This is a genomic window from Corynebacterium glaucum (genome assembly GCF_030408855.1).
GTDB classification, from domain to species: Bacteria; Actinomycetota; Actinomycetes; order Mycobacteriales; family Mycobacteriaceae; genus Corynebacterium; species Corynebacterium glaucum.
The window spans coordinates 921,289-946,233 of the sequence record NZ_CP047358.1; the positions used below are offsets into that span (position 1 = coordinate 921,289).

Consider the following 24,945-nt stretch of genomic DNA (forward strand, 5'->3'; position numbering starts at 1 on the left):
CGCGCAAGTAGAGACTCGTAGAATCGCGAACGGCTTCGTTACTGGGGAGCCAGTCGCAGTAAAAGGAGCGGGCCGTGGATGGTTCAGAGAAATTAGACGTGGATGAACTGTTGATCGAGGGGCTTCCCGTTGATCTCGAAGTTGAGCCGCTCAAGCTAAGTCCGAAGGTTCCCAACTTTATGCCCACCACCATCCTCCTCATCCGCCACGGGCAGACGCCGACCACCGGCACCGTCCTGCCGGGCCGCGCGCCGGGCCTCCACCTGTCAGAAAAAGGCCAGGAGCAGGCACGCAAGGTCGCCGAGGGCATCGAGCACGTCGACGCGATCTTCACTTCGCCGCTCGAGCGCACCCAGGAAACCGCCGCGCCGCTCGCGGAAAAGTTCAGGAAAGAGCCTCTGCTTGAGGACGCTCTCTTGGAAGCCGATTTCGGCACATGGACCGGAGAAAAGCTCGCCGACCTGGCGAAGCTGCCCGAGTGGGAGACGGTGCAGAAAACCCCGAGCCAGTTTCGCTTTCCCGGCGGGGAGAGTTTCGTGGAGATGCAGGAGCGCATCGTCGCGGGCCTGAAGCGAATCGCGGCCGCGCACCCGGGCCAGGTCGTCGCCTGCTTCTCCCACGCCGACCCGATCAAGGCTGCGCTGACTCACTTCGCCGGTAAACCCTTGGACGAGTTTCAAAAGGCCCAGGCGGAACCAGGGTCCGTCGCAAAGCTTGAGCTCTGATAGCCGTGAACTTTGAGGCCCAGCTGAACCTGCTGACCCACGGCGAGGTGGGCTTTGTCGGGCAGATCACCGAGTCATCCAACGCGGCGTTTATCGTGGAGCTTTCGCTTGACGACGACTACGCCTGGGCGATCTACAAACCCGAAGCGGGGGAGCAATACCTGCACGATTTTCTGCCTGGATTGTGGCGGCGCGAACGGGCGGCCTTCTTGCTCTCGCAGTGGCTGGGGTGGAATCAGGTGCCGCCGACGGTGGTGCGCGACGTAGAGCCGTTCGGGGTGGGGTCGCTGCAGTTTTACGTGGACAACGACGGGTCGCATTACTTCCCGCTGGTGGAGACGCGCGAGGATTTGCACGAGCAGTTCTTCAAGCTGGCGGTGTTTGATCTACTGGCGAACAACACCGACCGCAAGTCAGGGCACGTGTTGCTGGGCAAGATTGGCGACCGCGGTGAGAGCGGTGTGAGCGGCGAGCGAGTGTGGGGGATTGACCAGGGGCTGTGCTTCCACGAGGACCCAAAGCTGCGGACGGTGATTTGGGAATTTGCACACACTCCGATTCCCGACGAGTGGCTGGCCGCGATCGAACCGCTGACGGAGTCCGTGCCTGATCAGGTTGCGGAGCTGCTTACCGATCCCGAGGTGGAAGCGCTGAAGAGCCGTGCGGGCCGGCTGGTGCGCCTGCCGTGGCTGCCCGAGCCGCGGTCGCAGTACCAGTTCCCTTGGCCGCTGGTGTAGCCCAGGGGCGTCCCTTCGAGCGCCACCTCTTCAGGACCTGCGGCGAGCTTGCCTTGTCGACGACCCGGAGGTGGGAGCATAGAAGTAAAGACTACTATGTGAAAGGGCCTAATTCCCCAATTCTTTGCGACGCTTATCTGCGATGCGGAGGCGTTCCGCCCGCTCCTTCTCGCGCTCCTCCTGGATCTCCTCGAGCACTTCCATTTCTTTCCAGCTCAGGCCTGCACGGTCGTAGAGGACGTACGTCACCACCGCGAGCACGACAGCAACCGGCAGCATGATCCACATCAAGTCGACGGCGACGAACTTATTCGTCAGGAACACGCCGCCCGCGCCAGCGAGCCACAGCGCGATCGTCACGGCGTCGACCCGCTTCTTGCTCTCTAGCTTCTCTTCCAGCTCAGCCTCAACAGGGTCGACCGGAGTCGCCTCCTTGGTCGACCCGGCGCTGGACGTTGCAGGAAGGTTTGTCGGCGAGGCCGGCCCCTGCGGCAAATCGGCAAACAGGGCATCGAGTTCGCTGCGGGTGCTGGCGTTTGCCACCCGCGCTGTGCGGTCTTCAAATTCGCCCAGGTTCAGGTAGCCGTCCGCGAAGTGTGTCCCCAGTTTGTCTAGCGCGGCGTTGCGGTCTGCATGGCCAATTCGGGTCTCGGGGGTATCGGACAAGGCGGTATCAACTCCAAACGTCGTCTCAGCAATCGTCGCCGATCTTAGCTGAGCCTGAAGTATCTACTGTCCGCCCAGTTCCTTCCTACGCTCAATCACTATGCGCATCCGCTCCGCGCGCTGCTGGCCCTGTTCACGTTCAAGGTCGTTCAGCGCCCGGATCTCGTCGCCGCTCATGCCGTACGCGTTCGCAAGGATCACGTTCAGCACACCGGCGATCGGGAACACGATCCACGCGAACTCCACGTCAAACACCACGCCGAGCATCAAAAAGACGCCCACCGTCACGCCCCAGAGACCGCCGATGATCATGTCAATGCGCTTCTTCCGCACTAACTTCTGCTCGACCTCAATCACCTCGGCCTGCCTCGTGTCCACGCCATCGTTCCCGCGCAGCACCGGGGCGTTTGCTGTTTCGGGAGGCGCGGCTGGCAGATCGTCGAAAAGCGAATCAAGCTCGCCGCGCGTGCGCGCATTGGCCGCGCGTGCCGTGCGATCCTCGAACTCGCCCAAGTCCAGATACCCGTCGGCAAAGTGGCTTCCCAGGCGCTCGAGAGCAGCGTTGCGATCCGCGTGGCCCACTCGGATTTCCGGGTTATCCTGCATGATCGCAAGCATATCGAACTTGCGCTTGACCTTGCCCCGACGGAAAGGATGACACTTCTGCACATGACCGAATCCAGTTGGTACAGCATCGGCGAAGCGGCCGAGGCGCTCGGAGTGACAGCGAAAGCACTGCGGCATTGGGAGGAGCTCGGCCTGATCGAGCCCGCCCGCACGTGGAGCGACTACCGCGCCTACTCCGAGGCCGACCTCGAACGCGGCGCGGCGATCGCGCTTTACCGCAGCGTGGGTGTGCCGCTTGCACAGATCGCCGGTTTGCTCGGGGCATCGGAGCACATGCTTATCGACGCCTTACGCCACCACCACGAAACGCTTTCCGCAAAGCGCGACGTGCTGGATCGCCAACTGGATGCGGTCATGACCTTGATTGACCAAACGAAGAAAGGAAGTGTCGATATGGACGCAATGAAGCGATACCTCGGCGAGGATATGCCGGCGTACCAGGAGGAAGCAGAGCAGCGCTGGGGCGACACCGCCGAGTGGGCGCAGTCACAAGAGCGACTGTCCGAGATGGGCGAAGAGGACTTCGCTCGGTTGCGCGAGGAGCAGGACGCGTTTGCAGCTGACCTTGTTGCCGCTCGCGACGGTGGGGTAGCGGCTGGCTCGGCTGAGGCAGCAGCGCTGGTACAGCGCCACCGCGAGATGATCGGTCAGTGGTACGAAGCAACGCCCGCGCGTCAGCTCATCCTCGCGCGCATGTACGTGGCCGATGAGCGTTTCCACGACGCCTACGGCGGTGCGCAGGAGTACCTGCTCGAGCTGGTTGAAGCTCAGGCCGCCGCAGACGGCGTGGACACCGCCAACCCGCAGTGGGAGGGGTAAACGCCTTCCTTATACCGGGCAGATGACGGGCACGCCGCTATCGTCGAGAATCCGGGCCCGGATGCCGTAGACCTTCTCCAGCAGGTCGGGTGTGAGCACTTCATGCGGAACGTCATGTGCCACAACCCGGCCTGCTTTGATCACCAGCAACTCGTCGCAAAAGCGGGCCGCGAGGTTCAGGTCGTGGATTGCCACCAGCGCAACCCGTTCTGTGCCCACGACCTCGTCGCGTACAAGCTGGAGCAGATGCACCTGGTGGTGCAGGTCGAGGGCGGACGTTGGTTCGTCGAGAAGCAAAATGCTTGGGGAGCGTACCAACATCTGCGCTACACCAACGAGCTGACGTTGGCCGCCCGACATGTCGGAGACCATGCGGTCTGCAAGGTAGGTGATACCGAGGCGCTCCATGATGTCCGCAGTTGCGCCGATCGGATCCCAGCCTGATTCCCCGCGGCGACGTGCCGAAACCATGATGGACTCGAATGCGGTGAGCGAAGCCGTGGTCAGCATGTCCTGCGGGACGTACCCGACGGCGGTGGTGCGTGCCTTGCCGGTCACTTCGCGACCGTTCACCACGATCGAGACGCTGCCCGCGGTCGGTGTCTTAATACCGGCGATGGTCTTCACCAGGGTGGACTTGCCGGCGGCGTTGGGTCCAAGGAGGCCAACCACCTTGCCTGCTTCCAGGTGGTCGAAGGTCATGTCATCGATGATTGTGGTGCGGCCGTAGCCGACTGAGAGATTCTGCGCCGCGATCATGTCAGCTCCTCCGTTTTGCGCGGGTGAAGATGAGGAAGACGAAGAATGGCACGCCGACCAACGAAGTGATGATGCCGATCGGAATGGCAAGGCCAGGAATAATTGACAGGCTTACGGCGTACGCGAGGCTGAGCAACATTGCACCTGCGGCGGCTGCGCCAGGGAGGAAGTACTTTTGATCCTCGCCGACGAGCATTCGCGCTACATGTGGTCCTACTAGACCAACGAAACCGATGATTCCCGTAAACGCGACGGCAGCCGCTGCGAGGAAAGACGCGACGAGCAGGGTAGTGATGCGCAAGCGTTTGACATCGATGCCGAGGGCGGCAGCGCGATCGTCGCCAAGCCTCAGTGCGGTGAGCCGCCACGAGTTGGCAATACAGAACGGGATCGCAGCTGCGACCACCACTGCGAGGATGATGTTCGCACTCCAGTTCGCGCGCTGCATCGAACCCATTGTCCAAAACACGATTTGCTGCAGGGCCTCGATGTTTGCACCGTACTGCAGTAGCGAAAGTAGAGCTTGGAAGAAAAACGAGAGGGCGATGCCCAGCAGAATCATCGATTCTGCGGTAGCACCGCGCCACACTGACGCTCCAGCAACAATGGCCACTGCGATAAGCGCTGACAGCGCTGCCATCAGCGCAAGGTTGAACTGGGGATTGGCGATGACGGTCCAGCCCATCACGATAGACAGTGCAGCTCCGAACGCGGCAGCTGCCGAAATGCCCAGAGTGAAGGGCTCCGCCAGTGGGTTATCCAAGATCGTTTGCATCTGGCCGCCAGCCAAACCGAGTGCGGCGCCGCACAGCACGGCCATCACTGCAGCCGGGAGGCGGAGCGTCTGGATCACCACCCGAGATTGCTCGTCGACCAGTTCTGGGCGGAAGACGGCGTTGAATACGTCCGCAGGGGCAATATCGATTGGACCGACCACCACGGCGAAGATGAAACTCGCGAACGCCGCGACGATCAACCCAGCAATGGAGATTGCTTTTTTGCGTCCGCGCCGACGGTAGCTTTCAATCGCCGCTTGGCGAGCATCGTCTGGCGCTTGCAGCGCCGGAGATACCTGAGTTGTCACGGTCTAGCTCTCGTCAGGGTTGGCCGGGTCGATGAAGAAGACGCCGCTGTAGTCGAAAGGCATCCAGTCTTCGTGGAATTGCTTGAAGTCTTCGGTCGGGTTGAGGTCGGAGAATTCCTCCGGGTGAATCCACTTAGCAAATGCTTCGAGGGCGAAGACGTTGAACGGGTTGTCGTAGAACTGGTGGTAGACAGCGAAGTAGTTACCGTTCTTCGGCGCGTCCAGAAGCTCCATGCCGGCTTTGCTCAATGGGCCGTCACAGGTCTCCAACGCGAGCTCGGGAGTGGACTGATAGCCCAGCTCCACGTGGCGGAACGTGTCGGTCTTATTCGGGTCGCGTGCCCATTCGCCTCCGGTGACGATGATTTTTTCTGGGTTCAGCTCCACGAGTTTTTCCGGGGTAATGGTCTTGTTCTCCGGCCCAATGACCTCGGGGCCGAGGTTGTGACCACCCGCGGCGGTGACCAGGGTGCCTAGGTGGACGTCGCCTGCCACTGCGCAGCAATCGTTGTAGCCCGCTGCGGTCCAGAGCAGCACATCTGGCTTGTTGGAGGTCTTAGCGGCCCGCTCGGTGATGTCTTTGACCTTCGCGTTGTAGAACTCGTTGTACTTCTCCGCGCGCTCACTCTGGCCCAGGAGGTCGCCGAGCAGGGTCATCGACACGGTGGTGTTCTCGAGCGGCTTTTGGCGGAAATCGATGAAGGCGTAGGTGATGCCAGCCGAGTCCAGATCAGTAATGAACCCGCTTTCCTCAACCGCTTTTTTCTGATCGAGGGTCATGATCACCACATCTGGATCCTGTGCCAGAAGGTTCTCGACGGTCACGTCTCCCTTTTGGATCGATCCGATCACAGGCATGTCTTTTGCCTCGGGTTGGAGCTCGAAGAGTTTCTCGCGGAAAGCTCCCGCTGCAGTCTCCAAATCCTGGCCGTACGCGACGATGTTGTCCAGAGGGTTCTCCTGCAAAAGGGCAGTGGCGTACGCAGCGCGGCCCTCTGCAAGAACGATACGATCGGGCATTTCCTCGAATTCGATCTTGCGCCCAGCAGCGTCGGTGACTGTGAGCGCGGCATCAGCAGTTCGCTCTGACGATGATGTCGATTGTGATTCTTGAGCTCCGGTCACGGATGTCTGTGCCGTATTCCCGGACGAATCTGAGCAGGCGGTCACGCCAAGCGCAGTGGTGATAGCGATCGCCGCAGTGGCGACCTTGAGAGAGATCTTCAATTCAACCCCTTGGGATTTGAGTAAGCCTAGGCTAATTAAGCCAGTATTGGAACATGGTAAGGCAAACCTAAATCCGATACAAGGAGCAAGTGGATTAGGGGGTGGGAAAAATTGACGGTTACGAGGAAATGCTGGGGGCAGGGCGCCCCCCGGAGTGAGTTGCTACTTGGACTCGACGTAGCGCGGTTGCCGGTGCTGTAGAACAAGTACGCGGCGCGAACGTTCGTGGGCGCGGTGTAAACGAAATTTTCCGTTTGGCCTTGTATGGAAAACAAACGCGGAAGGTCAAAACCCGATCTGCATCGAGTCAGTAGGATGGCGGGAACCTGACCGAACGCACACGCCCGCCGAAGGAGCGCACCGTGAACGACAACTATGATCCGCAGCTCGACCCGCAGCAGACCCCGGGTGAGGTGCCGCCGCCGGCGCCACTGCCGGATGAGGCCCCGTACGACCCGGAGCTCGACGGTCCGGAACCGGAGCCGCAGGGTCAGCAGCAGGCAGAGGCACAAAGTGGCGAGATGATCGGCGCGACCGGCGACGCACAGGGCGACAACACCCTGGAGAAGGACCCCTCCGACTGGGTCTCCGGCGACGACCCGATGACCGAATCCCAGAAGTCCTACCTGGACACCTTGGCCAAGCAGGCTGGGGAGCAGCTTCCTGCGAACATGACCAAGGCCGAGGCATCGCAGCACATCGACCGCCTCAAGGGCATCACCGGGATGTAGTCGGGGAGTAGGGCATTACTCGCTGCGATTACGCAGTGGTGAGCTCGAACTTCTCGAGCTCGCTCTCCATCCCGTTGACCACCACGGATAGCGCCTGCGTGCCGGGGTAGTACGTCCGCGTGCTCGTCACGCGGAACACATGGTTCTTCTCCACCACGCGGGTTTCACCCGGCGCGAGCGTGAACTTTCCTAACCGGAAGACGCTCGGACGCCGGGTGCCGTTCTTTTTCAGGAAGTACACGCGGTACTCGCCGAGCACCTCCTGCGGCTCCGAGCTGGTATTGGTCAGCGACACCGTGAGCACCGCGGCGTCGCCCACCGCGACAGCTTCGGGGAACTCGACGTCGCTGATTTGGATCGCGTCACCCGTCGCAAAGCCTGCGATGCCCAAAGCCTCCGGATGGCCCTGCTTGATCAGCCCGCGCAGGCCCCGCTCGACCACCCACGCCGCATGCGGCGCATCGCTTGCCGCCCACCGACGCGCCGTCTCCAGCGCCAGATCAGGGTGCGTGCGCGTGATGTCGTTCAAGTTGTTCGCCACCGAATTGCGCACGAACAGCGACTCATCCGCGTACAGCCGGTCCAGCACCGGGATGATCGGGGAGGGGTCGGCCACAAACGGGGTGTGCACCCGCGCCCACGGCAGGCGAGGCCGAATCCCCTCGGAGGCCAGGCGGCGCACATTGTGGCTCTCCGAGCGCGACCACTCGTCCACGCGCGCAAGCGTCAGCTCCGGGTAGCGCTCGAGGTAGGGGCGCATCGCCCACTCACCGGTAAACGCGCGGGTCAACGCCTCAATCGCATCAAGCGACTCATCTGGATGCTCGAGCCCGTACAGCTCGATATAGCGGCTCACCGGCCACAGGTGGAAGCCATGGTTGAAGTAGCCCTCGCCCTCTTGAAGCTCGGGGCCAAGCTTATCGACGACCCCTTCTACCGCCTCGGCATAATCCTCCGGAAGCCGATCGCGCAGCGCTTGGGCGAAGACGGTGACGCGGTCGAGGATCTCCAGTTCGCCCACGCGCGGGACAACGTAGGCGGCGTACTCGTCGCCGTCGATGCCCAGTTGGTCGCCGAGCGTTTTCGCCGCCTCCGCGTCGAAGTAGTCCTTCATCTTCTTCGCCATTTACGCGCTACTCTTCTTCGTCGACTTCTTCTTGCCGCTGCTCTTGCCGCCGCGCTTGTCCAGCGACGCCTTCAGCGCCTCCATGAGGTCGACCACGTTGTCGTCGTCGTCCTCATCGTCCGGCTGCTCGCCGAAGGTGGCTTCGGTGTCGATGGTGTCGCCTTGCTCGAACTTCGCGTCGATGAGCTTGCGCAGCTCAATCTGGTAGTCGTCTTCGAACTCCTCCGGCGTGAAGTCGGAGGCGTAGGACTCCACGAGCTGCTGCGACAGTTCCAGTTCCTTGCTCGACACTTTCGCGCGGGACTTCACGCCCTTGAACTCGCCGTCGAAGTCCAGCTCGCGGATCTCGTCGGCCCACATCATGCCCTGCAGCACAATGACCTTGCCCACCACCCGCAGCACGCCAAGGCGCGTCTTCTGTCGCAGCGCGAAGCGCACCACCGCGATCAACTCGGTGTCTTCGAGCGTCTGGCGAAGCAGCAGGTACGACTTCGGGGTCTTGCCCTCGGGCGCGAGGTAGTAAGACTTCTCCAGCATGATCGGGTCGATCTGGTCCGCGGGCACGAACTGTACGACATCGATCTCGTCGTTGTCGGCCTCGGGCAGGGAAGCGAAGTCGTCGTCAGTGAGCACGACCGTATCCCCGTCTTCCTCGAAGGCTTTATCGATGTGCTTGTACTCGACCTTCTCTCCACAGACCTCGCAGCGGCGCTCGTAGCGGATGCGCCCGCCGTCTTTGTCGTGGACCTGGTGGAAGGAGATGTCGTGGTCTTCGGCCGCGCCGAATGCTTTGACGGGAACATTGACAAGGCCGAACGTGATTGAGCCGGTCCAGATTGCGCGCATGTGCAAAAGTGTACGGAAACAGGAGGGAGGCAAGCGCGTGGCGCAGCAAAGCACAAAAGTGCGCGTTGACGGGCACGACCTCAAGGTCAGCAGCCTCGACAAGGTGCTCTACCCGGCCACAGGCACCACCAAGGCCGACGTCATGCGCTACTACCTCGAGGTCGCCGATGTCATGGTGCCCAGATCGCGCGCCGGCCGGTGACTCGAAAACGCTGGCCAGATGGCGTCGATAAGCAAAGCTTCTTCCGAAAAGACCTGGAGGATTCCGCACCGAGCTGGGTCACCACCGGGGAGATCGAGCACAAGACCTCGACGAATACATATCCGCTTGTCGACGGCCCAGCCGTGCTTGCTTGGTTCGCCCAAGTTGCCGCTCTTGAGCTGCACACCCCGCAGTGGCGCTTCGGTGCGGGCGATTCGAAGCTGAACCCGGATCGGCTTGTGCTCGACCTTGATCCCGGCGAGGGCGTGACGCTCGTGGAGACTGCGGAGATCGCGCTCGCGTGCAAAGAGGTGCTCGACGGGATGGGGCTGGTGAGTGTGCCGGTGACGTCGGGGTCGAAAGGCATTCACATCTACGCGGGGTTGGATGGGGAGACCGATGCGGCGGGCGTGAGCCAGGTGGCGAAGGCGCTTGCGCAGGCGCTGGAGGAGGAATACCCGGAGCGCGTGACGGCCGTGATGCGCAAGACGGAGCGCGCCGGGAAAATCTTTCTCGACTGGAGCCAGAACAACGGCAACAAGACGACGGTGAGTCCGTACTCGCTGCGCGGGCGGGAGCGGCCCACGGTGGCGACGCCGCGGACCTGGGAGGAGGTCGCGGAGCCGGGACTGAAGCACCTCGAGTTCGGGGAGGTGATGGAACGCGTTCAGGACGGCATCAATCCGATCGCCGTGCTTGGGGGTGGGGAGGCGCCGGGGTCGGATGGCGACCGCCTGGCCACCTACCGCTCCATGCGTGACGCGACGAAGACCGGCGAGCCCGTGCCCGAGGCCGCGCCACGTCCGCGCAACGGGGTGCCCATCTTTGTGATCGGCGAGCACCACGCGCGCCGCCTGCACTGGGACTTCCGCCTTGAGCACGATGGCGTGCTCGTCTCCTGGGCCGTGCCGAAGGGTCCGCCGCTCGACCCGGAAAAGAACCGCCTTGCCGTGCAGACCGAAGACCACCCGATTGAGTATGCCTGGTTCGAAGGCACGATTCCGAAGGGCCAGTACGGCGCGGGAGATGTGAAAATCTGGGACATCGGCACCTGCGAGATTGAGAAGTGGCGCGACGACGAGATCATCGCCGTGCTTTTCGGCCGCGACGACGGCGGTCTCGGCGGGGTCCCGCGCCGCTTTGCGCTGATTCGCACCGATGCGGAGGAAAACCACTGGCTGCTGAAGTTCATGAAGCGTCAGCCGGACGAGGCCACGCCAGCGCCGGGTGAGCTTGCCCCGCCGAAACCCATGCTTGCCATCGCCGGCACCAAAGCCGACATCGACCTCGCCATCAAAGACGGCGCCACCTTCGCGTTCGAAATGAAATGGGACGGCTACCGCATCATCGCCGACACCCGCGCCGGCACCACCCGCCTGATCAGCCGAAACGGCAAGGACTACACCTCACTCTTCCCCCACATCGAGGAGTTCGAGCAATTGCTTGACGACGCCACCGTCGACGGCGAGCTCATCGCCCTCGGCGAGGACGGACGCCCCGATTTCTCGGCGCTGCACGGCGTGGACAAGCACGGTGCCACCGAGGGTGTCGAGCTGCGCTACATGGCGTTCGACCTGTTGCGCCTCGGAGAGCGCGACCTCACTGGCGAGCCGTACACGGAGCGTCGTAAAGCTTTGGAAGCGCTGGGGGAGAGCGAGCACATTGTTGTGCCTCCCGCCCATGCGGGCAGCTTCAAATCTGCTTGGCGGGTGGCTGAGGAAATGGGGCTGGAAGGGGTCGTCGCAAAGCAAACAAGCTCTGTGTACGAGCCTGGAGAACGAAGCCGCGCGTGGCTGAAGATCAAGCGGGCGCTGCACCAAGCGGTGGTGATTGTTGGGGTGCGCGAGGGCAAGTCGCTGCTGGTGGCGGTGCCGGATGAGGACGGCGAGCTGGCATACGCAGGGCGGGTGGGCACCGGGTTTTCTGCCGGGCAGTTCGCGGAGATTGAGAGGAAGCTGCGGCGCAGCCAGCGGAAAACGCCCCCGGTGGACGTTCCGAAGTCCGATACCGAAGGCGTTTTCTGGGTGACGCCGAAGTATGTTGCCGAGGTCGCACTTGCGGGCGCGACTGGAGGCAAGAAGGTGCGCCAGGCGTCGTGGCGCGGATGGCGCGATGACCTGGACCCCAGCGAGGTGCGCTGGGAGGTCTAGCTGGCCAGTTGATCTCGCGCGAGACCGGCTCAGCGGCTACTTGTCGTCGCGGATTGTCGGGTGCTCGCCGTCGTCGTCCTGGCTGATGTCGTAGGTGAGCTGCGACTCCTCGACAGAGTCGTCAGCTTCCTGGCCGTAGCCCAAAGCCGAACCGGTGTCCTGCGCGAACTGGTCGTCGTCGTGATCGATCGGCTTGTTCGTGCTGCCCTCAGTGGTGTAGCCGGGCTTTGCTGGATCGTTCTGCATGCTTTCGTTCCTTTCACCAGTAAAACGTGGTGCATCCGATACTAGCGGGGGCGCTTTAACTGGAGTCTGCGACTGCCACACGCGCGGCCGAGCTGGCTAAGCTTCCAAGCGTGTCCCAGCGATCGCCCGAGAACATCCTGCTTCGCCTCCCCAAGGAGGAAGAGGAGGCTGTCCGGGCGATTTACGCTGCCCTAGCGGAGCGTGGCTTCCCGCAGCAGCACCAGCGCCCGCACGTCTCGATCACCTTCGCGCCCACCATGGACACCCGGGTGGTGGGGGAAGCAGCAGAACTCCTCCCGGGGCTTTTGCCAGAAGCTTTACGACGAGCTGGCGTCGTCATCTTCGGCACTAAATCGAAGCAGACAGTGACGTGGTTGCTTGAGGCCCCGGATGAGCTCGAACGCGCAGCCCGGCGCTTAAGCGCGATGAACCCCGACGGGCGCGGCGAGCGGTGGGTACCCCACCTGACGATGGGCTTGCGCCTGCCGAAGGCCATCGTGCCGGACTACGTCGCGGCCTTGGGAGAGGTCACCTCGCCGCACTTCACCGAAATCACCGCGGAGCGCGCTGTGTTCTACCAGCCGCGACTGGGCACCGAGTTCGCTTTCTAGCGCCCACTTCGTAACGCCTGGCAGCTCAGTCGTGGCGTGGGGCGGCGCCCGCGATGCGGTCCGCCATCCAAGCTCCGTCGCGGTCGCTGCCGCGCCACGGCACCTCGCCGTTGAACGCGAGGGGTGCGTCCGACGCGGCAATCACGACGTTGCCGTAGGCGCGTCCGGCGAGCATCTCCTCCGGACCCGCCACAGCTACGTGCGCGAACACCTCCCGCAGCCCCGCGAGCTCCGCACGCGTCTCCTCCAACCCGGCGCGGTCGCCGACGTTCGCCACGTACAGCCCACCCGGCGTTAGCACCGAACGCACCGCCCGAAAGAACTCCACCGTGGTCAGCGCGCGGGGAGTGTCGGGTCCGGCGAAGACGTCGCGGGTGATTGCGTGCACAGGGGTCGGGGCGTTGGAAGGGGCGTCGATAAGCGAATCGATGAATGCCCGAGCCTCCGCAACCTGAATGGCAACCGGCGGGTCGAATGCCCACCGAACGAGCTCCGCAAGCTCGGCGTCGATCTCCACCGCGACCTGCTCGCCGCCGAAGCGATGAGCGAAATAGCTCGGCAGCGCGCACCCGGCCGCACCGAGATGCACCGCGCCCTCAGGGCGCAGCGCGTGCGACTCCGCAAATCCTGCGATCCAGCGCATGTAGTCGTACTCGAGCACCTCGGGCGCGCCGGGCACGACATACGACGACGGCACGCGGTTGACCTCGAGCACGTATCCGCCGTCGCGCGCCGGGTCCGCGACGATCGATGCCTCGCCAGTGTAAATCGGGTATGTGCCCGCGATGCGCTTCTTCGACGCCCGGGGCTTTCTCACTCGCTCCACGACTGCGTCCGGTGGAAGCAGCAGGCGAGCACCGCACCCGCCGCAATCACCGCGCCGGGCAGCCAGATGGTTGCGCTCATCGCCGCAGCAAAAGGTTCGTGGAGGGTTTCGGGGAGCGGTCCGCTTATCGACGCTCCGCCGCCCACCCGAGCAGCCGCATCCTCGCCCAGCTGGCGTGCCAGTTGGGCAGACATCATCGCGGCGATCGCGGCCGAGCCGATGACGGCGCCGATTTGGCGCATCGTGTTGTACACCGATGAGCCGGAGCCAGCGAGGTGGCGCTCCAGGTTGCGCGTGGCCACCATGGACAGCGGGCCCCACATCATCGAGTTGGCCACGCCGTAGAGCACCGAGATGGCGTACATCCAGCGCGCGTCGACGGCGGGGGTGGTGATCAGCGCCGCCGCACCGATCGAGATGGCGGCCATGGTGAGGCCCGCGATAGCGAACGGCTTCGGGTCGTGAGTATTGGTGAGCCTGCCGATAGCGGGGGAGAGGAAGAACGACACCGCACCCGACGGCAGGATGAGCAGCGCGGCGTGTGTAGGCGTGAACTCCTGGACGGTTTGGACGTAGATCATCCACGGGATCGCGAACGTAGACACCGCGAAGCCGACAGTGGCGATCACCCCGCCGGCGAGAGCGAAGTTGCGGTTGGCGAACAACTCCAGCGGCACGAGCGCGTCCGTCCCGCGGCTCGCCTGCCAGCGCACGAACAGCACCATGGCTACCGCACCGACTGCGAGGAGCGCCCACACGCGCCAATCCCAGCCAAAGTGCTGGGCCTCCTGAATGCCGTAGACCAGGCAGAACATGCCGATTGCGCTGAGTGCCATGCCGGCCCAGTCGAAGCGCCGGTTGGTCTGCTCCAGCTTCGGCACGAAAGTCATTGCCAGGATGAGGCCGACAACGCCGACTGGCACGTTGACCCAGAAGATCCACGGCCAGCCGCCGGCGTCGACAAGCACACCGCCTAGCAGCGGGCCGGTGACGGTGGCGAGGCCGGCGGTCGCGCCCCACACGCCCATCGCGCTGCCGCGCTGCTTCGGTGTGAAAGTGCGGATCATCACCGACATTGTCTGCGGGGTGACCAGCGCCCCGCCGAGGCCTTGGAACGCGCGGGCGGTGATCAGTGCGGCGGCTGAGCTAGCCAGCCCGCAGGCGAGCGAAGATGCGGTGAAGAGCGCGAGGCCGATGAGGTAGATCGTGCGCGGCCCGAATCGGTCCCCGAGGCGGCCAGTGATCAAAAGCGGCACCGCGTACGCCAAAAGGTACGCGCTATTGACCCAGATGACCTCGTTATACGTCGCGTCCAGGCCTGACGAGATCGCGGGGATTGCCACCGAGACGATGGTCGAATCCACCAGGATCATGAAAAACCCCAGCATCATCGACCACAGAGCGGGCCACGGTGATGCGGATGTGGCCGTTGCAGGGGTCGTCGACAAGCGAAAAGCTCCTAGAAAGGCAACATCTGCTGGACCTGAGGCGGCAGCAGCGGGCGCACGGTGGGCAACGCGACGGTGGCGACACCGCCAAGCACCGCGAGGATGCTCAGCACGATTACCGCGGTGGTTGCGGAATCGTTCGACTCAGAGGACAGGGTCATTCGCTGCGGCTTCTGCTCGACCAGAGAGTCCTCGGCCTGGGTCTCCGGGATGACCTGCGCGGCCGGGCGCTCCGTGACGGAGAGAGTCTCATCCGCAGGCAGCGCCGCAGAGTTGATGCCGAAGAACTTGTCCAAGCCCTTCACGTTGAACTGGGTGGACATGTAGCGGGCGTGGGTGTCGGTGTTCCATTGCGAGACCACGATGTCCATGTCCGCGATCGTCGAGCCTGGCACGATGTAGCCACCATACGGCTGGGAGAAATTGCCCGGGGTCTGCGCGTTGGACCAGGGGCCGTGCTTGGCCACCGTCGCCACCGGGACGTTCGCCCAATCCTGCGCGAGGGTGTCGGAGATGCGGACCTCGATTGCCAAGGTCGCCTCGTTGAACATCACCAGTACCCACTTGCCCTGGATGTAGCGCAGGTTCATTTCGCCGGCCTCGATGTTCGAGCCGCTAAGGATCGGTGCGCCCGAGTCGCCCCACTTACCCGAAGCCGGGTCGAAGAGCTGCCACTTCGAGCGGTCCGCGATGTCCTGCTCGCGGAAGCGCGACAGGTACACCGGGTCGTCGCGCTTAAACTGCGTGGACACGACGTAGATGTAGCCGTCTGGGCCCTTCTCCCAGGAGATGAGGTTGCCCATGCCGCTCATGTAGTCGGCGGAGGTGGTGCCGATCGAGCTCCACGACTTGCCGCCGTCGGTGGACTTGAAGATCTCGGTGTCGCGCACGTTGCCGATGCCGTGGTTCCACATCGCTTGCATGTACAGCGTGCCGTCGAGGTTGATCACGTCGGACGGAATCAGCGTGAGCTCATCCTCGTGCAGGTACCCGACGGTCTGCTCGACGCGCTCGCCGCGGTTGAGCGGGCGGATGATCTCGATGAAGCCATCTTCGTTCATGCGCGCGACGACGCCGACCGGGCTCATCCAGTCACCCTCGCCGAAGCGCTGGCCGCTGAAAGAGTCGCCGAAGATCATCGCGAACTCGCCGCCACCCAGCGGAGCCATCGTGCCCAGGTCAGTCGCTCCGAGGCCGACGTGGCGCGAGTGCTTGCCGGCAACATCGTCCATGATCTGCACCACGGTGCCGTCGGGCATGGTGTACGGCTGCGACGCTTGCTTCTGCGGCGGGGCGGAGTTGTCCACCGTTGGGCCGGAGGAGCTAGACAGTTCCGAACTCAAACCGGAGCTGGAGCTTGACTGCGCGAGCGCGTCGGGCACCACCGTTGCCGTAAGGATGAGTGCGGATGCGGTGGCGGCGCTCACGGCACCGGTAAGGCGGGGAAGGGGAGTGCGAGACATCGCGATAGCTACCTTTGGCTTGCGGGGCAAAACATCTCGAATGTAGCAAAAATGCGGCCCGCCCAGTAGGGCGAACCGCGTTTCACAGGTTGCGGGGGAGGCGGGTTACACGCCTGCGTCCTCGTGCGGGTCGTTGTCCGCGTCGTCCTTAGTCTCGTGGCGAGTCCCCGGCTCGTGCTCCGGCGGAGCGTAGATCGAGTACAGCTTCGCCGGCTTCTCGGACTCGTTGACAAAGTTGTGCCACTTGCCGGCCGGGACGAACGCCGCCCAGTCAGCGCCGACAACCTGGTCGACCTCGAGATCATCCTCGCTCGCGCCGATCATTGCGCGCAGCTCGCCCTCTTCGAGGCGCAGGAACTGGTCGTGGTCGTCGTGAATCTCGGCGCCGATCTCGCCGCCCGGCTGGATGGTCATCACCGTCAGCTGCAGGTTCTTGCCGGTCCACAAGGTGTCGCGGAAGGCCTCGTTGTCCAGCGTCGCCTTTTCAATATCCACCACGTATGGGTTCGGGCCGTGGTCGTTGCTCATAATCGCTCCTTCGCTCACCGGTTAGGTACAACTCCCACCGTAGCGAAGCTTTTCGCTTAACGACGGTGGCGCCCACCCCCTTCACGTTCTCGCTGCTTCCGCCGCAGCCTTACCTTTTCAACCTCGGAGAGGTTGGGGTCATCCAAGTCGATGAAGAACTCCTCGTCGTCTTGGTTTTCGGGCGCATGATCTGGCTCCAGCTCGAGTTCTGGCTCGGGTTCTGGCTCGGGTTCTGGCGCCAGCTTCGGAACAGATGCGGAAGCAAGGAGCGACTCCACCGAGAACTCCTGCGAGAAGTCTACTTGGGGCACGAACTCAGGTTCTGGGACCAGCTCTGTTTCGGGGGTGAACTCAATCTCGGGCTCGTCATCAGGCTCAGGTTCGGGCACGGCTTCCGTCTGCGAGGGCGATTCCGGTGCCGGTTCCTGCACCGCTTCCTCTGGCACAACATCTTTCGGCGCAGTGTCTTTCGGCGCAGTGTCTTCCGGCGCAGTGTCTTCCGGCGCCGAGTTTGTTCGCTCGACCGGCTCTGGGTGCTGCGGCTCCAGCACCGGTTGCGATACCGGTTGCGGCTGAGGCTGAGGCTTTGCAACCTGCACACTCTCGAACTCCTCTGTCGTAGGAGCAACGCTGTCCGGACGCTCAATCCCAGCGAGGGAGACGTACCGTGCAGTGTGCTTCGGGTGGAGGTAATCGCCAGGATCCGCAACGTGGTCACGCTCCACGCTGACACCCCAGGTGTTGTCGGGGAACTCGATGAGTGACCACGGCTTTGCCAAACGCACGTCGGGTACTTTCAGCTGCTGCACCGGATATGCCGGGTTGTCCTCACTCGGCTCAGCTACATCGAGTGCCGCCATGCCCTGCAGTAGCACGGCGCGCGCGTATAACTGCGGAACCTGGGAATCAGTGTGGGTGGCCTGCATGTAGGAGATGAGTTGTGTCGCCTCGTCCCCGCGGATCGCGCCCAGCAGTTTCGGTCCCAAGGTGATTGCAACCAGACTGCCGATGTGGTGGAGGGCTACCAGCCATTGGCCTGGCGAGCGGGCCGTGATTTCTTCTCGGGTGTATTCCCCCATCGAGGTGTCAACGACCAGCATTTCGCCCGAAGGCAGTGTCAGGGTGTCGTCCGGCGCGTCGTTACGCGGCACGGCGAGCAATGGGGGAGGCAGCAGCACGCGAACCGCGAACTGGCCTGCGGCCTCATCCCACGCAACAGTTGCGCTGGTTTTCGGCATCAGTAGTGACGCATCGACGCGCCGCATATCGGTGAAGCGCTCTCGATAGTAGGGATCAATCTCGCCGATCACTCGGCCTTGCGCGGTCTCCTGATCGTCGATACTCGCCCCGAGCAGACGCACCCGCCACGAGCCACTGAGCGGGTTGGGTTGAAGCAAAACCTCTTCATGCGCCATGCCAGCCATGCCGGCGAAGTCGTTGAACAGTGGTGCTTGTACGACGTTGTCAACCGGCAGCTCAACGCCTTCTCCCCAGGTCGCAGGCGCCAAAGGGTAAATCCTCGGACCCATGGTGCCTCCTTCAGCGAATCTCATCCCGCCCCGACCCACTCAGGTTCTTCATCATACGGCAGAGCCGAGACTAGGCAGTGCTTGCAGCCTCCCGGCCCGGAGCCGACTCGTCCCGTTCAGGCATGAACTTTTTCGCCAGTTGCACGATCGCGAGCACGATGAACCCGGTGATCAGGCCAAACACCAGCGAGACGCCGGTGTCAACGAGCCAACCGGAGAATCCACCGCCGACGGTTTCGGATAGACGCTCGATGAGGTCGTGTGGCCAGTGCCAGCCCACCACCTCGTGGAGACCCCGCACGATGAGGTGGCCGCCAACCCAGAGCATGGCGATGGTGCCGATGATGCCGATGGCGCTGAGCACGTACGGCATGCCCTTAACCAACGCGCGTCCTGTCTTGGGGGCGTTGCCGCGGCGAATCATGCCGTGGCCGATGTCATCAACCTTGACCAGAAGCGCAACCGCGCCGTAGACAGCGAGGGTGATGAAGATGCCCACCGCGACCAAAACTGCGGCCTGCATCCAAATCGATTCGTTCGCGATCTCATCGAGCGCGATAATCATGATCTCCGCGCTCAGGATGAGGTCGGTGGTGATCGCGCTCTTCACCAACGTGTCTTCGTCTTGCGGGGTCTTGTTGACGGCCCGCTCTTCCTCAGCATGCTTATCTGCGGCAAGCTTGTGCGCGATCTTTTCCGCACCCTCGAAACAGAGGTAGGTACCGCCGGCCATGAGCAGGGGAGTGAGTGCCCACGGCGCGAAAGCGTTCAGCAACAGCGCGATCGGCAGGATGATCACGAGCTTGTTGCGCAGCGAACCCTTTGTGATCTTCCAGATCATCGGCAGCTCGCGAGCCGGGGTGACATCGGAAACATACTGCGGGGTCACCGCGGCATCGTCGATGACAACGCCAGCAGCCTTGGCAGATGTTTTCGCTGAAAGAGCTGCGACATCGTCGACTGAAGATGCTGCAGTGCGTGCGATCAGCGCGACGTCGTCAAGCAAGGCGAGCAAGCCACCGGCCATGGGCGGGTCCTTTCAGTAGGCGTAAGATGCGAGTGCACAGCCTACCGTGACTTACTTCGACTTGTTCTCTACCGGCTCGTACTTCACACGGGTTCGATTGCGCTCAGCGTCCGGGTCCGGGATTGGGATCGCCGACAGCAGCGCTTGGGTATACGGGTGCTGCGGGTTGTCGAATACAGCGTCCGACTCACCAAACTCGACAAAGTCGCCTTTGTACATCACCGCGACGCGATCGGAGAGGTGGCGCACCACCGACAAATCGTGAGCGACAAACAAGTACGACAGCCCGAGCTCGCGCTTGAGTGACTCAAGCAAATTGATCACGCCCGCCTGAATGGAGACGTCGAGTGCCGAAACAGGCTCATCAAGCACGATCACGGCCGGGTTGGTAGCCAGTGCCCGGGCAAGGCCGATGCGCTGTCGCTGGCCACCGGAAAAATGGCCAGGAAAGCGGTCAATCTGAGACTCGTCGAGTCCTACAGTGCGCATGAGCTCAGTAACCCGTGCATCCTTGTCACCTTCGTACCCAAGCGCATCGAGTGGCTCGCGAATGATCTCTTTCACCGTCATGCGAGGGTTGAGCGAACTCATTGGGTCTTGGAACACCATCTGGATGTTGCGGCGTGCCTTCTGCCGCGTAGCGGTGGTGAACTTCGACGCGTCCTCACCGCAGATCACAATGCGGCTGTCTGGTGCCGGGTCAAGGTTCATAATCTCCAGCAACGTGGTGGTTTTGCCGGACCCTGATTCGCCGACAATTGCCATGCACTCGCCAGCGCGTAAGTCGAACGAAACATCCTTCACTGCATGCACAGTGCCCACCCGCCGCTTCACCAGCGAGCCCTTGGTCAAGGGGAACTCCTTGTTCAAGTTCTCCACTTCGAGCGTGACCTCGCGTTGGTCGCGGGGGACACCGGCAAGCGAGTCGTCGGGAAGCTTCGGCGTGGGGTAAAGCGGCTTGCCGTTGAGCTTGCCGTCGTGGATTTCAGCGTGCCGGATGCAAGCGACTTCATGTGGCACGTGGCCACTGAGCGGGACCATCGGTGGTTCGCCGTCCAAACACTGCTCGATGGCGATGGGGCAGCGGGGCGCGAATTGACACCTGTGCTGCATGTTCACCAGTTTCGGTGGGGTGCCCTCAATGTAAGTTAGGGGCTCAGTTGACGGTTGATCCACACGAGGGGTCGAGCCGAGCAGACCAATCGAGTAGGGCATCTGCGGCTGGTGGAAAAGAGTATGCACATCAGTCTTTTCCACAGGCCGCCCACCATACATCACCAGTACATCATCGGCAGTCCCAGCGACGACGCCCATATCGTGCGTGATCATGATGCACGCGGCGCCAGTTTCGCGCTGAGCGACCTTGATCACGTCGAGGATCTGCGCCTGGATAGTGACATCGAGCGCAGTGGTGGGTTCGTCGGCAATGAGCACTTTCGGGTTGTTCGCGATTGCAATCGCAATGACAACTCGTTGGCGCATACCCCCGGAGAATTCGTGGGGGAACGACTTCAAGCGCTTTTGCGGTTCGGGGATACCAACGAGGTCGAGTAGCTCCGCCGCCCGGTTTAGTGCCGCCTTCTTTGAGATGTTGTTGTGTGCTTGGAGGGCTTCGACAAGTTGCGTGCCGATGTCGTATACCGGCGTGAGTGCTGAAAGCGGATCCTGGAAGATCATGCCGATCTCATTGCCGCGGATCTTGGACATCTGCCTGTCCGTTTTGGTCAGCAACTCCTCGCCGCCGTACATCACAGAGCCGGTGACCTTTGCATACTCAGGAAGTAAACCCATGATTGCCATCGAGGTCACGGACTTGCCTGAACCGGATTCACCCACGATGCCTAGAGTGCGGCCGCGGTAGAGATCAAAGTCAACGCCGCGTACCGCTGAGACCACACCTGCTTCTGACGGAAATGACACGTTGAGGTCGCGGACTGAGAGCACGACCTCGCTTGACGGGTCGGCGTTTGGCTTGTATCACCCGTTTTTCAAGATTAAAGTTCAGTCACATTCGGGCAAGAGCCAATGGAATGCCAAGCGACCGCCCACCGCAGGCACATGCTTCTGCTGGGACGGTCGAAGAAAACGTTTAAATAAGCCGCGCGGGCGCACCCCGCTGAAGCCAACAGCCCGCCGGCGCCAGCCCGGCGCTAGCCCACCGGCGCGAGCTCGACCTCCTCGGCCCAAGTCAGCTCGATGCCCAGGGCACGAAGCCACTCCATCGCGTCGTCGCCGTGGCGGGTGATGCCCTCGACGGCGTTCAGCGTGGCGTCGATAGCCTTTTCTGCTTCTTCCGCCGTGATCAAACCGGCCGATGTCGCCGCGGCAAGCTCGTCGATGTCCAGCACGTCAATCGGGTTGCCGGTGTTGGACACCAGGTCGACGTACAGGTCGCGGGTGGTCCACACGTCGCCCTCAACGTCGATGTCAGCAATGTCGAAATAGAAGTCCTGCTCCATTTGCACGCCTTCGCGGAAGTGGAAGATGTTCGCGCGCAGGCCCAACGTCGGCAGCAGCCAACTCTCTAAGTAGCCGAACCGCGGGTGGTTCGCACCGCGTGCCATGTACAGCCCGAACTCCGTCACCCGGAAAGTATCAACCTCGCGCAAGAAGCCCTTCGGGTCGATGTTGGTCTTCGACGTCGTGTCGAACGTCTCCTGCTTCACGGGGTGAAGATCGGCGTTCATGTGCTCCTCATTCGTGGTGTGCATGGTTACCTCACGGAGAATGTTGCGACGGTCGGGGCGAAGTTACAGACGTTATCGGTGGTGCGGACACCGCCGTTAACCACCGCGAGCACCTGCCCGTGGCCAGTGTTCGCGGTACCGGACAAGGTTGCCGGTCCTGAAGGATTTATCAGATTGTTATCAAGTGACGTTACACCGGTGCTGAACGTGTTCAGGTTTATCCAGTACACCTGCATCAAACCTTGCTGCTCGGCGGCGGCAGACGTGCCCAAGGCCGTAAATACAAACGTGGTCTGACCAGGCACGGCGCCGGGTGCCGGAGTCCGGGTGGGCCCTGGAATCGCGATCGCTGAGGCAGTAGAGTGCAGGCCAGGTCCGATGCAATTGCTCGACACGGTCGGCCAGAGGAATTGGGTGAACGGGGGAGCGTCGTCCGGAAGCGGGGGTCCGCCAATCTCGCCGGTGCCGGCGTAGAAGCTCACTGCGGTTCGCAACGCGTTGGCCGCGGGTTCAGGCACAAGCGGACTGTCGGCGAACTCGTGCACGCGGGCAACGGTGTAGTCCGTCGGTCGCCCGAGGCCGTCGATGTACTGGGAGGACTGGGCATGAGCCGCTGGGAGGGTCACGGAAGTCGCGCCCGCACAGAGGGCGGTTGCCAGCGCCGCGGCGCGCGCGAGTGATCGGGAAAAGCGCACAGCTCTCCTTACAAACACCTACAGTAACTCCCGTAACAATAGTCACTATATTCCCAACGTCAAGGCGAACTCAGGAAAAAGAGCTTTCGCTTATCGACGCCTCGTTGCCACGCCTCGCAAGCCATTCAGCGCTTGGACCCCTCGCGCGGTAGTGTTTAACCGTTAATTCCGCCTATATATAAGGAGTAGCGGCTCAGTGACGCACCCTGAATTCCGCAATGTTGCCATCGTCGCCCACGTCGACCACGGCAAGACCACGTTGGTCAACGCCATGCTGGAGCAGTCCGGCGTGTTCGGCGACCACGGCGAGCACGGCGACCGCGTGATGGACTCCGGCGAGCTCGAATCCGAGCGCGGCATCACCATCCTGGCGAAGAACACGGCGATCCGACGCCAAGGTGCCGGCAAAGACGGCCGCGATCTGGTCATCAACGTCATCGACACCCCGGGCCACGCCGACTTCGGTGGCGAGGTCGAGCGCGGCCTGTCCATGGTCGACGGCGTCGTGCTCCTCATCGATGCCTCTGAGGGTCCGCTGCCACAGACCCGCTTCGTCCTGGGCAAGGCGCTCGAAGCGAAGAAGCCCGTGATCATCTGCGTGAACAAGACCGACCGCCCGGACGCACGCATTGACGAGGTCGTCGAAGAGGCGCAGGACCTCCTCCTCGAGCTCGGCGCAAGCCTCGAAGACCCGGAGGCCGCCGAGGCCGCCGAAAACCTGCTCGAGCTGCCCGTCCTCTACACCTCCGGCCGTGCCGGCCGCGCGTCCCTGGAGAACCCGGGCAACGGTGAGCTGCCGGACAACGAGGATCTGCAGCCGCTTTTCGACGTCATCTACGACGTGCTCCCGGAGCCTTCCGCCGACATCGACGCGCCGTTCCAGGCGCAGGTGACCAACCTGGACTCGTCTTCGTTCCTCGGCCGTATCGCGCTGATCCGCGTCTACCGCGGCTCGGTGAAGAAGGGCCAGACGGTCGCGTGGGTGCACTACGACGCAGACGACGAACAGCACATTAAAAACGTCAAGATCGCCGAGCTCCTTGTCACCGAGGGCCTCGACCGTGTGCCGGCGACCGGCGAAGTCGTCGCAGGTGACATCGCCGCCGTCTCGGGCATCGACGAGATCATGATCGGCGACACCCTCTGCGACCCGGAGAACGTCGAGCCGCTGGAGCGCATCAAGATCGACGACCCGGCGATCTCCATGACCATCGGCGTGAACACCTCGCCGATGGCGGGCCGCAACGGCGGCGACAAGCTCACCGCCCGCATGGTTAAGGCCCGCCTGGACCAGGAGCTGATCGGTAACGTTTCCATCAGGGTGCTGCCGACTGAGCGCCCCGACGCCTGGGAAGTCCAGGGCCGTGGCGAGATGGCGCTCACCGTGCTCATTGAGACGATGCGTCGTGAAGGCTTCGAGCTCACCGTGGGCAAGCCGCAGGTGGTGACCAAGGAGATCGACGGCAAGGTGTACGAGCCGTACGACCACGTCGTCATCGATGTGCCTTCCGAGCACCAGGGTGCCGTCACCCAGCTCATGGCCAACCGTAAGGGCAACATGACCTCGATGGGTAACACCGGCTCCGGCGACTGGGTGCGCATGGAGTTCGACATTCCGTCGCGCGGCCTCATCGGGTTCCGTACGACCTTCCTCACCGAGACCCGCGGTGCTGGCATCGCCAACTCGTACTCCATCGAGCACCGTCCGTGGGCCGGCGAGATCAAGGGCCGCCCGACCGGCTCGCTCGTGGCCGACCGTTCCGGCCAGGTCACCGCGTACGCGCTGCAGCAGCTCGCGGACCGCGGCGACTTCTTCGTCGAGCCGGGAGCAGAAACCTACGAGGGCATGGTCGTCGGCGCGAACTCGCGCGATGAGGACATGGACATCAACATCACCAAGGAAAAGAAGCTGACCAACATGCGTTCCGCCACCGCGGACGCGACGGTCACACTGCAGAAGGCGCGCACTCTCTCGCTCGACGAGGCCATCGAGTTCTGCGACGACGACGAGTGCGTCGAGGTCGCCCCCGAGGCAATGCGCGTGCGCAAGATCATCCTCAACGCCACCGAGCGTGGCCGCGCCCGCTCCCGCGCAAAGCAGCTCAACAAGTAGCTGCTCGCGCACCTGCAACCGGGCACGCAACCCACGCGAGCGCTGCGTGGGGAGGGAAGCTGGCGTGGATTAC

General features: G+C 62.9%; 23 protein-coding genes and 1 pseudogene. 7 read left to right on the top strand and 17 right to left on the bottom strand.

Annotated elements, in window-relative coordinates; genetic code table 11:
• Window positions 1-74 precede the first annotated feature (74 nt).
• Entirely contained in the window at window positions 75-725 is a 651-nt protein-coding gene (locus CGLAUT_RS04555) for a histidine phosphatase family protein (RefSeq protein ID WP_343898694.1), read from the top strand.
• Window positions 722-1,462, top strand: coding sequence for an SCO1664 family protein (locus CGLAUT_RS04560; RefSeq protein WP_290187017.1), 741 nt, complete (start codon window positions 722-724; stop codon window positions 1,460-1,462). Before CGLAUT_RS04555 ends, CGLAUT_RS04560 begins: the two co-directional genes overlap by 4 nt.
• A 108-nt stretch (window positions 1,463-1,570) precedes the next feature.
• On the opposite strand, the gene CGLAUT_RS04565 is transcribed toward CGLAUT_RS04560, so the two are convergent.
• Together CGLAUT_RS04565 and CGLAUT_RS04570 are read right to left on the bottom strand one after the other, a co-directional pair.
• A complete protein-coding gene (locus tag CGLAUT_RS04565; protein WP_290186604.1) occupies window positions 1,571-2,128 on the bottom strand; it encodes a DUF1707 SHOCT-like domain-containing protein in 558 nt (185 codons plus the stop codon).
• A gap of 63 nt (window positions 2,129-2,191) precedes the next feature.
• Window positions 2,192-2,734 carry a DUF1707 SHOCT-like domain-containing protein gene (locus CGLAUT_RS04570; protein WP_290186606.1) on the bottom strand — a complete coding sequence of 181 codons (543 nt, stop codon included), beginning with the start codon at window positions 2,732-2,734 and terminating at the stop codon, window positions 2,192-2,194.
• A 63-nt stretch (window positions 2,735-2,797) separates the two neighbouring features.
• On the opposite strand from CGLAUT_RS04570, the gene CGLAUT_RS04575 reads away from it, so the two are divergent.
• The gene (locus tag CGLAUT_RS04575; RefSeq protein ID WP_290186609.1) at window positions 2,798-3,574 is read left to right on the top strand and encodes a MerR family transcriptional regulator; all 777 of its coding nucleotides are present in this window, start codon (window positions 2,798-2,800) and stop codon (window positions 3,572-3,574) included.
• Between the two features lie 9 nt (window positions 3,575-3,583).
• On the opposite strand, the gene CGLAUT_RS04580 is transcribed toward CGLAUT_RS04575, so the two are convergent.
• The 3 genes from CGLAUT_RS04580 to CGLAUT_RS04590 are packed head-to-tail and all read right to left on the bottom strand — an operon-like array spanning window position 3,584 to window position 6,644.
• Complete coding sequence (locus CGLAUT_RS04580) at window positions 3,584-4,333, bottom strand: ABC transporter ATP-binding protein (protein ID WP_290186610.1); 750 nt, start codon at window positions 4,331-4,333, stop codon at window positions 3,584-3,586.
• A 1-nt stretch (window position 4,334) separates the two neighbouring features.
• Window positions 4,335-5,417: a FecCD family ABC transporter permease gene (locus tag CGLAUT_RS04585; RefSeq protein WP_425551710.1), complete on the bottom strand. Its 1,083-nt coding sequence runs from the start codon at window positions 5,415-5,417 to the stop codon at window positions 4,335-4,337.
• A 3-nt stretch (window positions 5,418-5,420) separates the two neighbouring features.
• The gene (locus CGLAUT_RS04590) at window positions 5,421-6,644 is read right to left on the bottom strand and encodes an ABC transporter substrate-binding protein (protein ID WP_290186612.1); all 1,224 of its coding nucleotides are present in this window, start codon (window positions 6,642-6,644) and stop codon (window positions 5,421-5,423) included.
• A 521-nt stretch (window positions 6,645-7,165) separates the two neighbouring features.
• Between CGLAUT_RS04590 and CGLAUT_RS04595 the strand changes: the two genes are divergently transcribed.
• Window positions 7,166-7,375 (top strand): DUF3072 domain-containing protein, encoded by a 210-nt coding sequence (locus CGLAUT_RS04595; RefSeq protein WP_290187020.1) that lies wholly within the window; start codon window positions 7,166-7,168, stop codon window positions 7,373-7,375.
• A 28-nt stretch (window positions 7,376-7,403) separates the two neighbouring features.
• Here CGLAUT_RS04595 and CGLAUT_RS04600 read toward each other — a convergent pair whose 3' ends face one another.
• Together CGLAUT_RS04600 and ku are read right to left on the bottom strand one after the other, a co-directional pair.
• Window positions 7,404-8,501 (bottom strand): DNA alkylation repair protein, encoded by a 1,098-nt coding sequence (locus CGLAUT_RS04600; protein WP_290186613.1) that lies wholly within the window; start codon window positions 8,499-8,501, stop codon window positions 7,404-7,406.
• Window positions 8,502-9,347, bottom strand: a complete 846-nt coding sequence (ku, locus tag CGLAUT_RS04605) for a non-homologous end joining protein Ku (protein WP_290186614.1) — start codon at window positions 9,345-9,347, stop codon at window positions 8,502-8,504.
• Here ku and CGLAUT_RS04610 point away from each other — a divergent pair.
• A pseudogene (locus tag CGLAUT_RS04610) lies at window positions 9,346-11,699 on the top strand (ATP-dependent DNA ligase). The gene ku and the pseudogene CGLAUT_RS04610 sit on opposite strands and share 2 nt — an antisense overlap.
• A gap of 36 nt (window positions 11,700-11,735) precedes the next feature.
• Here CGLAUT_RS04610 and CGLAUT_RS04615 read toward each other — a convergent pair.
• Complete coding sequence (locus CGLAUT_RS04615; RefSeq protein ID WP_290186616.1) at window positions 11,736-11,945, bottom strand: hypothetical protein; 210 nt, start codon at window positions 11,943-11,945, stop codon at window positions 11,736-11,738.
• A gap of 110 nt (window positions 11,946-12,055) precedes the next feature.
• On the opposite strand from CGLAUT_RS04615, the gene CGLAUT_RS04620 reads away from it, so the two are divergent.
• Entirely contained in the window at window positions 12,056-12,556 is a 501-nt protein-coding gene (locus tag CGLAUT_RS04620) for a 2'-5' RNA ligase (protein ID WP_095659694.1), read from the top strand.
• A gap of 25 nt (window positions 12,557-12,581) precedes the next feature.
• Here CGLAUT_RS04620 and CGLAUT_RS04625 read toward each other — a convergent pair whose 3' ends face one another.
• The 9 genes from CGLAUT_RS04625 to CGLAUT_RS04665 form a co-directional block, all read right to left on the bottom strand.
• Window positions 12,582-13,373, bottom strand: coding sequence for a spermidine synthase (locus CGLAUT_RS04625; RefSeq protein ID WP_232507203.1), 792 nt, complete (start codon window positions 13,371-13,373; stop codon window positions 12,582-12,584).
• Window positions 13,370-14,830, bottom strand: a complete 1,461-nt coding sequence (locus tag CGLAUT_RS04630; RefSeq protein WP_232507204.1) for a DHA2 family efflux MFS transporter permease subunit — start codon at window positions 14,828-14,830, stop codon at window positions 13,370-13,372. The genes CGLAUT_RS04625 and CGLAUT_RS04630 overlap by 4 nt, the downstream gene beginning before the upstream one ends.
• An 11-nt stretch (window positions 14,831-14,841) precedes the next feature.
• On the bottom strand, window positions 14,842-16,293 hold the full coding sequence (locus CGLAUT_RS04635) for a DUF4185 domain-containing protein (RefSeq protein ID WP_095659697.1): 1,452 nt from the start codon (window positions 16,291-16,293) through the stop codon (window positions 14,842-14,844).
• Between the two features lie 105 nt (window positions 16,294-16,398).
• Window positions 16,399-16,821, bottom strand: coding sequence for a cupin domain-containing protein (locus CGLAUT_RS04640; RefSeq protein ID WP_290186619.1), 423 nt, complete (start codon window positions 16,819-16,821; stop codon window positions 16,399-16,401).
• 56 nt (window positions 16,822-16,877) lie between these two features.
• On the bottom strand, window positions 16,878-18,350 hold the full coding sequence (locus tag CGLAUT_RS04645; RefSeq protein ID WP_290186620.1) for a hypothetical protein: 1,473 nt from the start codon (window positions 18,348-18,350) through the stop codon (window positions 16,878-16,880).
• A gap of 70 nt (window positions 18,351-18,420) precedes the next feature.
• On the bottom strand, window positions 18,421-19,377 hold the full coding sequence (locus CGLAUT_RS04650; protein WP_095659700.1) for a DUF808 domain-containing protein: 957 nt from the start codon (window positions 19,375-19,377) through the stop codon (window positions 18,421-18,423).
• A 51-nt stretch (window positions 19,378-19,428) separates the two neighbouring features.
• Window positions 19,429-21,321 carry a dipeptide ABC transporter ATP-binding protein gene (locus CGLAUT_RS04655; RefSeq protein WP_290186622.1) on the bottom strand — a complete coding sequence of 631 codons (1,893 nt, stop codon included), beginning with the start codon at window positions 21,319-21,321 and terminating at the stop codon, window positions 19,429-19,431.
• A 206-nt stretch (window positions 21,322-21,527) separates the two neighbouring features.
• Window positions 21,528-22,064 (bottom strand): ribonuclease FAU-1 family protein, encoded by a 537-nt coding sequence (locus tag CGLAUT_RS04660; protein WP_290187021.1) that lies wholly within the window; start codon window positions 22,062-22,064, stop codon window positions 21,528-21,530.
• Window positions 22,065-22,090: 26 nt separating this feature from the next.
• Window positions 22,091-22,759, bottom strand: a complete 669-nt coding sequence (locus tag CGLAUT_RS04665) for an Rv1157c family protein (protein ID WP_095659702.1) — start codon at window positions 22,757-22,759, stop codon at window positions 22,091-22,093.
• Window positions 22,760-22,955: 196 nt separating this feature from the next.
• Between CGLAUT_RS04665 and typA the strand changes: the two genes are divergently transcribed.
• The gene (gene typA, locus CGLAUT_RS04670; protein WP_290186624.1) at window positions 22,956-24,872 is read left to right on the top strand and encodes a translational GTPase TypA; all 1,917 of its coding nucleotides are present in this window, start codon (window positions 22,956-22,958) and stop codon (window positions 24,870-24,872) included.
• The last annotated feature ends 73 nt before the right edge of the window (window positions 24,873-24,945 follow it).